At 40.8% G+C, this 6,645-nt stretch carries 7 protein-coding genes and 1 pseudogene; all 8 read left to right on the top strand.

Features of this window, described 5'->3' with window-relative positions; genetic code table 11:
* Positions 1 to 152: 152 nt before the first annotated feature.
* The 8 genes and pseudogenes from H6F44_RS08650 to H6F44_RS08615 all read left to right on the top strand — a co-directional run bounded on the left by H6F44_RS08650 (position 153) and on the right by H6F44_RS08615 (position 6,643).
* Complete coding sequence (locus H6F44_RS08650) at positions 153 to 299, top strand: hypothetical protein (protein ID WP_190350551.1); 147 nt, start codon at positions 153 to 155, stop codon at positions 297 to 299.
* Between the two features lie 334 nt (positions 300 to 633).
* Positions 634 to 4,122, top strand: coding sequence for a helicase-related protein (locus H6F44_RS08645; protein WP_190350550.1), 3,489 nt, complete (start codon positions 634 to 636; stop codon positions 4,120 to 4,122).
* A 14-nt stretch (positions 4,123 to 4,136) separates the two neighbouring features.
* A pseudogene (locus tag H6F44_RS08640) lies at positions 4,137 to 4,552 on the top strand (element excision factor XisH family protein).
* Positions 4,540 to 4,884, top strand: a complete 345-nt coding sequence (locus H6F44_RS08635) for a XisI protein (protein WP_190350549.1) — start codon at positions 4,540 to 4,542, stop codon at positions 4,882 to 4,884. The pseudogene H6F44_RS08640 and the gene H6F44_RS08635 overlap by 13 nt, the downstream one beginning before the upstream one ends.
* Before the next feature lie 34 nt (positions 4,885 to 4,918).
* On the top strand, positions 4,919 to 5,368 hold the full coding sequence (locus tag H6F44_RS08630) for a DUF29 domain-containing protein (RefSeq protein WP_190350548.1): 450 nt from the start codon (positions 4,919 to 4,921) through the stop codon (positions 5,366 to 5,368).
* 24 nt (positions 5,369 to 5,392) lie between these two features.
* Positions 5,393 to 5,965 carry a Uma2 family endonuclease gene (locus H6F44_RS08625; RefSeq protein WP_190350547.1) on the top strand — a complete coding sequence of 191 codons (573 nt, stop codon included), beginning with the start codon at positions 5,393 to 5,395 and terminating at the stop codon, positions 5,963 to 5,965.
* Positions 5,966 to 6,020: 55 nt separating this feature from the next.
* Complete coding sequence (locus H6F44_RS08620) at positions 6,021 to 6,251, top strand: type II toxin-antitoxin system Phd/YefM family antitoxin (RefSeq protein ID WP_190350546.1); 231 nt, start codon at positions 6,021 to 6,023, stop codon at positions 6,249 to 6,251.
* Positions 6,248 to 6,643, top strand: coding sequence for a type II toxin-antitoxin system VapC family toxin (locus tag H6F44_RS08615; protein WP_190350545.1), 396 nt, complete (start codon positions 6,248 to 6,250; stop codon positions 6,641 to 6,643). Before H6F44_RS08620 ends, H6F44_RS08615 begins: the two co-directional genes overlap by 4 nt.
* Positions 6,644 to 6,645 lie beyond the last annotated feature (2 nt).

The following is a 6,645-nucleotide window of genomic DNA, read 5'->3' as shown; positions in this document are numbered from 1 at the left end:
TCCCTGTTAGATTTAGACCTTACTTCGATTAAATTACACCCTAATTTCCACAAGCTTTGCTCTTACGGCTCTATCTCTGACCAATTTTGTCCGTAGTATTGCTTAACGCAGATCTAAATAATTATAGGAGATGCCCTGTAAGAGTCCTTGAGATGTTTTTTGCAAGACCTATGGCGATCGGTCAGGCAGTGGAAATCTTAGCTAATGAAGCTGTACTAAGTGAGTCTCAACTTAAAAAGATCATTACAATCATCGAAGAAACACAAACCAAAATAAAAGAAGCACTCAGCCACAAATAAAAACAGATATATAGCAGTTTGACTATCAAATGACTATCATAGAAGATATAGAAATCTGTAGCTATCTCTAGCAAATACTTTCAGCCTAGTTAGTCATAGACTCATAATCGTTGATATGTCGGTTCGATTCCGACACCTTGGATTAGGCAATACAAGACACTACGACTAACTTACACCGTGTAAACACTTACAAGGTTAGACATTTTTGGACACATTTAGCCTAGTTTTTTTGACTATGTTGTTAAATTTAGACAGGCTGTTGTTTTTGGCGAAGGCTATCAGCCTATAGTCAATGAGGAGTTTAGTTGTACCAGAGCTGTGGGAGAACACAACAATGCCAGAAATTTTTGACAATATGCAGAACCCTTTACTACCAGAGTTACGCAGAACTCTAGATAAGGGAATTCGGGCAGATTTTTGTGTGGGTTATGTCAATCTGAGGGGATGGCGATCGCTTGAAGACAAGATCGAGCAGTTTGCAGGGACGGATGACGCACGTTGTCGCCTATTGGTGGGAATGCAGAAATTACCAAAAGATGAACTACATACGTTATTAAGCTTTGCCAATACAGAAAATAAAGTTGATTTGGCAGAAGTTAATCGCATCAAACGCAAGTATGTCGAAGAATTTCGATCGCAGTTAAGTTTTGGCGCACCAAATAATCAAGACGAAGCAGCATTACGAAGGTTGAGCGCTCAAATAAAAGCTGGGAAAGTAACGGTGAAATTATTTGCTCGACATACTCTCCATGCCAAGCTTTATCTAATTTATCTGCCTGAAATAACACCACGTATGGCTTATTTAGGGAGTAGTAATCTCACGCTATCAGGACTGTCTAAGCAGGGTGAATTAAATATCGATGTTAACGATCGCAAGAATACAGAGACTTTAGAAACTTGGTTTGAGGACAAATGGACAGATAAATTCTGTGTGGATATTTCGCAAGAACTAGCGCAAATTATTGATGAAAGTTGGGCTAGGGAAACACTGATACCGCCCTATCACATTTATCTAAAAATGGTTTATCACCTATCACAGGAGGCGAGAGCAGGGATGTTAGAATATCGATTGCCAAAGGAGTTTCGCTTATTTGACTTTCAGGCGGCGGCGGTAAAAATTGCGGCGCATCATGTGAATAAACATGGCGGGGTGATGATTGCCGATGTGGTGGGACTTGGTAAGACGATTATTGCGACCGCATTGGCAAGGGTTTTACAGGATGATTCATTTTTAGAAACTTTGATTATTTGCCCTAAGAATCTTGTGCCAATGTGGGAAGACTATGTGGCGGAATATCGCTTAATTGCGAAGGTAATGCCCATTAGTCGAGTGTTGGAAGAGTTGAAAGAGTTACGGCGCTATCGGGTGGTGCTGATTGATGAAAGTCATAATTTACGAAATCGGCAAGGGCGGCGCTATCGAGCGATTCAAGAATATATTGAAATCAATGGCAGTAAATGTATTCTATTAACCGCCACGCCCTACAACAAAGGCTATCTGGATTTGTCGGCACAGTTTCAATTATTTATCGATGAGGATCGCAATCTAGGAATTCGTCCTGAGCGATATATTCAAGAACTTGGGGAGACTGAGTTTCGGAATCGGTTGCAAGGGGAAGAGCGATCGCTGAAAGCTTTTAACTTGAGTGAGTATGCCGATGATTGGCGGGACTTGATGAAATTATTTATGATTCGGCGGACTCGCAGCTTCATCAAAAATAACTATGCTAAGACTGATTCTCAAGGAAGAAAATATCTAGAATTTCCTGATGGAAAGGTGTCGTATTTCCCCAAACGAATTCCGAAGACTGCGGAGTTTTCGATTAAGACCCTCACCCCTAGCCCCTCTCCCCCCTTGGGAGAGGGGAATAAGAACGATTCTCTTGCTCCCCTTCTCCCTACTTGGGAGAAGGGGCTGGGGGATGAGGGCGATCCCTATGCTTTGCTTTATTCCGATCGCGTGGTGGATGTGATCAATGAGCTAAATTTACCGCGCTATGGGTTAGGCAACTTTGTTTTGGAAGGAAAAAGGAAAAAGGAAAAAGGAAAAGGAAAGACGGTAGATTTGGAGATATCGGAGGGTGAGCAGAAGATTTTAGATAATCTTTCCCATGCGGGGCGGCGGTTGATGGGATTTTGTCGGACTAATTTATTTAAGCGTCTAGAAAGTAGTGGATTTGCGTTTTTACAGTCCCTCGATCGCCATATTTTACGCAACTATGTTTACCTCCATGCCATTAATAACGGGTTAGATATTCCCATTGGCACGCAGGATGCAGAGCTTTTAGATACGCGCAATGCTGATGAAGATTCGGATTCATTAGTATCGACAGAATTTGAGATCGAAGCAGAGGGGAACTCTAGCAGCGATGTGGAAGAAGAATCGCGCACAATTACAATGAATTATCTTGACCGTGCTGCTACGGTCTATAAACTCTATGGGAGCAAATACAAAAAGCGGTTTAAATGGATTCGGGCAAGTTTGTTCAAACCAGAGCTAAAAACGGCTTTATTAGCGGATGCTCAAGCCTTGACTAGGGTTCTCAATCTATGTCCTGAATGGAAATCTGAGCAAGATTGTAAATTAGCTTCCCTTGTTAATTTGCTGAAAGTCGAACATAGCGATCGCAAGGTGTTGATTTTTACCCAGTTTGCGGACACCGCTAAATATTTGGGTGAGCAGCTACCCAAGTTTGGGATTGATAAATTGGCGATCGTTACAGGTAACACGCCTAACCCGACCGAACTCGCCTATCGATTTAGTCCTAAAAGCAATAACAAAAGTCATAAAATCCCCAAAGATCAGGAATTGCGGGTGTTGATTGCCACGGATGTACTTAGTGAAGGTCAAAACTTACAAGATTGCGACATGATTATTAATTACGATCTACCTTGGGCAATCATTCGCCTAATCCAACGGGCAGGACGGATCGATCGCATTGGTCAGGAGTCAGAAGAAATTCTCTGTTATTCTTTTTTACCTGCGGATGGTGTTGAAAAGTTGATTAATCTAAGAAGCCGTTTACGTCAGCGTTTGGATCAAAATGCGGAAGTGGTGGGTACGGATGAGGCTTTTTTTGAGGGAGATGCCGATCAAATTGTGCGAGATCTGTATAACGAAAAGACAGGAATTATTGATGATGATGAGGATAATGAAGTAGACCTGACTTCTGAGGCTTTTCAGATTTGGAAAAATGCCACCGATCGCAATCCCGAACTCAAAAAGATTGTGGAGTCATTGTCGAATGTTTCCTACTCCACGCGATCGCATACGCCAGAGATCACTAAGCCTGAAGGGGTGCTGCTCTATGTTCGCACGGCAGAAGGGAATGATGCTTTAGCTTATGTCGATCGCAATGGTTATAGTGTGACGCAATCGCAATTGGCGATCCTCAAATTAGCTGCCTGTGAGCCGAATACTCCAGCGATACCAAGAGATGCAAACCATCATGAGTTAGTGAGGCAAGCAGCGATCATGCTAGTTAAGGAGGAGAAAAGTACAGGTGGTCAGCTTGGTAGTGTTAAGGGTGCAAGATATCGCACCTATGAACGGCTCAAGCGCTATCTAGATCATGAACTAGAGCGTAATCCTCTATTAGTTCCCACCGATTTAGACAAGGCGATCGATGAGATTTATCGCTATCCGTTGCGCCAATCAGCGATCAATACTTTGAGCAGTAGGTTTAAAGATGGCATTGATGATCAGCAGTTGGCAGATTTAGTTTTGGCTCTCCGCACTGATCATCTTCTTTGTATAATTTCAGAAGAAGAGCATGAGCAGGAGCCACAGATTATTTGTTCGATGGGAATTTTTCAATATTAGTAAATGTGGAATTTATGGCACAAGATTTATTTCATGATGCAGTCAAAAATGCCCTCATCAAAGATGGTTGGCAGATTACAGACGATCCATTTTTCTTGAAAGTTGGAGGCGTTGAATTTTATATAGATCTTGGAGCCGAAAAACTCATTGCTGCGGAACGTAATAATGAAAAAATTGCCGTGGAGATCAAAAGTTTTATCAATCCGTCATCACTAACGGATTTTCATCTGGCGATCGGGCAGTTTCTTAACTATCGAGTAGCATTAAAAGTAAGAGAGCCAGAACGCGCAAACTATTTTTAGCAGTCCCCAATACTGCTTATGCAAGCTTCTTCCAAAAGGAGTTTGCCTATATGGTCATTGCCGAATATCAATTGGAAATCTTTGTCTACGATATCGAAAATGAGGTAATCATCACATGGAAAATCTAGAAAAAACCGCTAAGTATCGCGCCATCATCAAAGAGATTTTGGGACAATATGCGTCATATAAACCTTCTCACGGCGAGATCGAGATGCAGTTTCTGTCAGATACAGAACATGATCACTATCAAGTGTTAGGTGTGGGTTGGGATCAAAAAATACGGGTTTACGGTTGTTCGATGCACTTAGATATTAAAAATGGCAAAATCTGGATTCAAGCTAATAATACGGAATTAGATATTGGTCAAGCTCTCGTTGAGAAAGGTGTCCCGCGAGAAGATATTGTGATCGGTTTTCAGCCTGTCTATATCCGTAAAGTATCTGGATATGCGATCGCTTGACAAGTAAAAAGGTAAAAGTAAAAAGGTAAAAGTTATGGCTGGATTATATGAAACAGATTTTTATCAATGGACGGTTGAGCAGTCGCAGCTTTTGGCTTTAGGTAAGTTGCAAGGTTTGGATTTAGAAAACTTAGCTGAGGAGATCGCATCTTTGGGTAGGCAGGAAAGACAGGAGCTAGAAAATCGGTTGGGTGTGTTAATTGGGCATCTTTTAAAATGGCAATATCAACCAAATAAGCGATCGCGTAGTTGGCAGGTGACGATTAGTAATCAAAGACGCGCAATCAAGAAGCTATTAACAAATAATCCGAGCTTGAAACCCTATTTAGATACGGCTGTGCAAGATGGATTTTTATTAGGATTGGGTTTAGTGCTTTCGGAAACAAAACTTAAAAAGAAGCTATTACCAACTGATTGTCCCTATGCGATCGCGCAGATTCTTGATGCTAATTTTCCTGATGATATTAATGAAGATTTGGAGTAAAATAAAAGTATGGAGATTTAAATTATGACGATCGCCCTAAAAAAAAGCACAAGTACACTTTCCCTTGAGGAGTTTCTGGCTTTACCAGAGACAAAACCTGCGAGTGAGTATTTCAATGGCAGAATTTTTCAGAAACCAATGCCCAATATGCATCACAGTGTTTTGCAAGGTGAGTTGACGAGTCTAATTAATCAGAAAAGAAGAGGCGATCGCTTGGCTAGTGCTTTTCTGGAATTAGATTTTGTGATGAGTGATGCGATGATCGTTCCTGATATTTCTGTATTTGTAAGCGATCGCATTTTGATTGATGAGAATGACGAAATTTCTAATGCTCTGATTAAGGTTGCGCCTGATTGGTTGATTGAAGTTCTTTCGCCTGAGCAGTCGGTGACTTTGTTGATTGCCAAAATCAAGTTAGCGCTTTTGCATGGGACTAAGTTGGCTTGGTTGGTAGATTCTATGGAGGATGTGATTTTGACTTTTACGGATAATGGGTTTAATAGTCATCATGGTATGGACATTTTGCCAATGTTAGAAATTTTTGAGGATTGGCAGTTGTCGGTACAGGATGTGTTTAATTTACTAAAGTTTTCATAAATAGATCATAAGCAAACAGTATAATTATAAAAGTTAGTCTCATAGAAAAACAGGTATGCAATATCTGAACTTGCAGGAAATTGATCCTTCCCTTGCTGCAATTGTTAATCAAATTTCAGTCAACCAATCTGAAATTGTCATTACTCGTAATGGAACACCTTTAGCACGGATTATTCCTTATAAAATTTCTCGTAATAGGCATTACCCACTTTTGGGGATGCCTATTACGATCGCAGATGATTTTGATGAGCCAATGCCTGAGCTTTGGGAAGCGTTAAGCGAATGATTTTACTGGATACTCATGTTTGGTTATGGTTACTTCATAATCCCAGCCAATTGTCAGAAAAGGCACTGTCGGCGATTCATGCTGAACAAAATCAGGATAGCTTGTTGATTTCCGCTATCTCTGTATGGGAAATAGCTGTTAAAGTTAGTCTTGGCAAATTAACCATTCCACTTCCAATTGATGAATGGTATCAGTTAGCTCAAAGTCATTCAGGAATTATCGTTGAACCACTTTCTCCAATAGATGCGATCGCTAGTAGCTTATTGCCTGAACTATTTCACAAAGATCCTGCTGATAGAATTTTGGTGGCGATCGCTAGGCGTTATCAAATTCCATTGGTGACTTGTGATAGCAAGATTTTAAATTATCCTCATGTAGAAACAATCTGGTAATC

The organism is Pseudanabaena cinerea FACHB-1277, assembly GCF_014696345.1.
Lineage (GTDB): Bacteria > Cyanobacteriota > Cyanobacteriia > Pseudanabaenales > Pseudanabaenaceae > Pseudanabaena > Pseudanabaena cinerea.
The sequence above is the reverse complement of the archived record's forward strand: the minus strand, read 5'-3'. Positions and strand labels throughout refer to the sequence as shown.

What these genes read in the sequence shown, in the direction of transcription:
- H6F44_RS08650 (WP_190350551.1), top strand. Translation starts at nt 153, where the DNA reads ATGTTTTTTGCAAGACCTATGGCGATCGGTCAGGCAGTGGAAATCTTA.
- H6F44_RS08645 (WP_190350550.1), top strand. Translation starts at nt 634, where the DNA reads ATGCCAGAAATTTTTGACAATATGCAGAACCCTTTACTACCAGAGTTA.
- H6F44_RS08635 (WP_190350549.1), top strand. Translation starts at nt 4,540, where the DNA reads ATGGAAAATCTAGAAAAAACCGCTAAGTATCGCGCCATCATCAAAGAG.
- H6F44_RS08630 (WP_190350548.1), top strand. Translation starts at nt 4,919, where the DNA reads ATGGCTGGATTATATGAAACAGATTTTTATCAATGGACGGTTGAGCAG.
- H6F44_RS08625 (WP_190350547.1), top strand. Translation starts at nt 5,393, where the DNA reads ATGACGATCGCCCTAAAAAAAAGCACAAGTACACTTTCCCTTGAGGAG.
- H6F44_RS08620 (WP_190350546.1), top strand. Translation starts at nt 6,021, where the DNA reads ATGCAATATCTGAACTTGCAGGAAATTGATCCTTCCCTTGCTGCAATT.
- H6F44_RS08615 (WP_190350545.1), top strand. Translation starts at nt 6,248, where the DNA reads ATGATTTTACTGGATACTCATGTTTGGTTATGGTTACTTCATAATCCC.